This window comes from Candidatus Infernicultor aquiphilus (genome assembly GCF_002784285.1).
In the GTDB taxonomy this organism is placed as follows: Bacteria; Atribacterota; Phoenicimicrobiia; order Phoenicimicrobiales; family Phoenicimicrobiaceae; genus Infernicultor; species Infernicultor aquiphilus.
Window position 1 is genome coordinate 1 of the sequence record NZ_PFKO01000270.1, and the last position, 1,246, is coordinate 1,246.

At 33.9% G+C, this 1,246-nt stretch carries 4 protein-coding genes; all 4 read right to left on the bottom strand.

The genetic code is table 11. From position 1 onward, the window contains the following. Window positions 1–99 precede the first annotated feature (99 nt). Complete coding sequence (locus COZ07_RS07345; RefSeq protein WP_406607922.1) at window positions 100–441, bottom strand: nucleotidyltransferase domain-containing protein; 342 nt, start codon at window positions 439–441, stop codon at window positions 100–102. Further along, window positions 417–569 (bottom strand): hypothetical protein, encoded by a 153-nt coding sequence (locus COZ07_RS07350; RefSeq protein ID WP_406607923.1) that lies wholly within the window; start codon window positions 567–569, stop codon window positions 417–419. Before COZ07_RS07350 ends, COZ07_RS07345 begins: the two co-directional genes overlap by 25 nt. Window positions 570–615: 46 nt before the next feature. Beyond that, window positions 616–825, bottom strand: a complete 210-nt coding sequence (locus COZ07_RS07355) for a type II toxin-antitoxin system HicB family antitoxin (RefSeq protein WP_406607924.1) — start codon at window positions 823–825, stop codon at window positions 616–618. A gap of 35 nt (window positions 826–860) precedes the next feature. Further along, window positions 861–1,246, bottom strand: a 386-nt coding sequence (locus COZ07_RS07360; RefSeq protein ID WP_406607925.1) for a DUF6982 domain-containing protein, incomplete at its 5' end; no start/stop codon positions are given.

The window sequence follows — 1,246 nt, forward strand, 5'->3', positions numbered from 1 at the left end:
AAAACTCTTACGAAAGAGTTTTGGTAGAAAATGGATTCATAATTTTACCGTAAAAAAGGACCTTTTTTATAGATCCTTCTAATATAAGATTTATGGAAGTTAAAAAACAACATCAATTGTTTCCGGTTGTTTTATAATATATTGCAAAAAGCTGGCCTGTTTTTCTTTTTTCTTCTCAAATTCTTCGGGTGAAAAGGCAAGAACCTCTATCGGTTCCATTAGTTCAGCCAGAGCATCTCCAATAATCTCCCATCGTTTCCAAAAGGGCATTTTGGAAAATGTGGGTGAAACTAATATGAGGTCTATATCACTATCCGGTCTAGAAGTGCCTTTTATACTGGAGCCATATAAATATACTTTTTCAATTATTATACCTTTAGATTTTAAGACGTTTATAAACAACAATACAATATCGGTTAGCTCACTTGTAGTTTTAGGCATTTTATTACCTCCCTTGCATTTTTGAGATATCTTTCTGCAATCGATGAAGGATACTGCTCAAACATAGCCTGCGCTGTATCGATATCATACTCCGCCTGGGTAATCCATTCAGCGGTCTCATCTCGCATATAATTTCATCCCCTCCTGCACGATAATGACCCCAGTGAAAAAAAATTATGCATACATAAGTTTTCCTTTAGGTTCAGGAATCTCTCTCCCTAATTCTTTAGCTGTCTCTATCCATTCAGAAATAATTAGTTGAATATTTTTTAAAGCCTCTTCATAAGTTCCACCATCACTCATACACCCTGGTAGTTCAGGAACTTCGGCTATATAAGCTTGATTTTTTTCGCTCCACCATACAATCACTTCGTATTTATACATTCATTCTTCACAACTTTCTATGTTAATTTTAAAGGTTATATGGTTTTGTAGACGTGGATTTGAAAGTCTTCCGCATTGAATTTTTGTAATTTAACACTGTTTATTGCCGGAGAAACTACAAAAACTCTATCATTATTATCTTTAGGGTCTATAGGATAGACAAAAAATCCTTTTCGTTCTGGATCATAACTATGGGTAGTACCATAGAAATTTTCGCCATCCTTAAAGATTACAATTATTCTACGTTGGCTGGGAATTCCTGTAGGTTGTCCCTCAAAAGTTCTAACTTTTTTATAATCTTTATTACCTTTGAAATCTTTTACAAAAAAGACTGCTTTAAGAGAGGATACGGTTATTTCTAATACACCTTTATCATATTCTTCCAGGGGGTGTAAATGAAATATTTCTTTATTAGGTCCAA

What these genes read in the sequence shown, in the direction of transcription:
- COZ07_RS07350 (WP_406607923.1), bottom strand. Translation starts at nt 569, where the DNA reads ATGCGAGATGAGACCGCTGAATGGATTACCCAGGCGGAGTATGATATC.
- COZ07_RS07345 (WP_406607922.1), bottom strand. Translation starts at nt 441, where the DNA reads ATGCCTAAAACTACAAGTGAGCTAACCGATATTGTATTGTTGTTTATA.
- COZ07_RS07355 (WP_406607924.1), bottom strand. Translation starts at nt 825, where the DNA reads ATGTATAAATACGAAGTGATTGTATGGTGGAGCGAAAAAAATCAAGCT.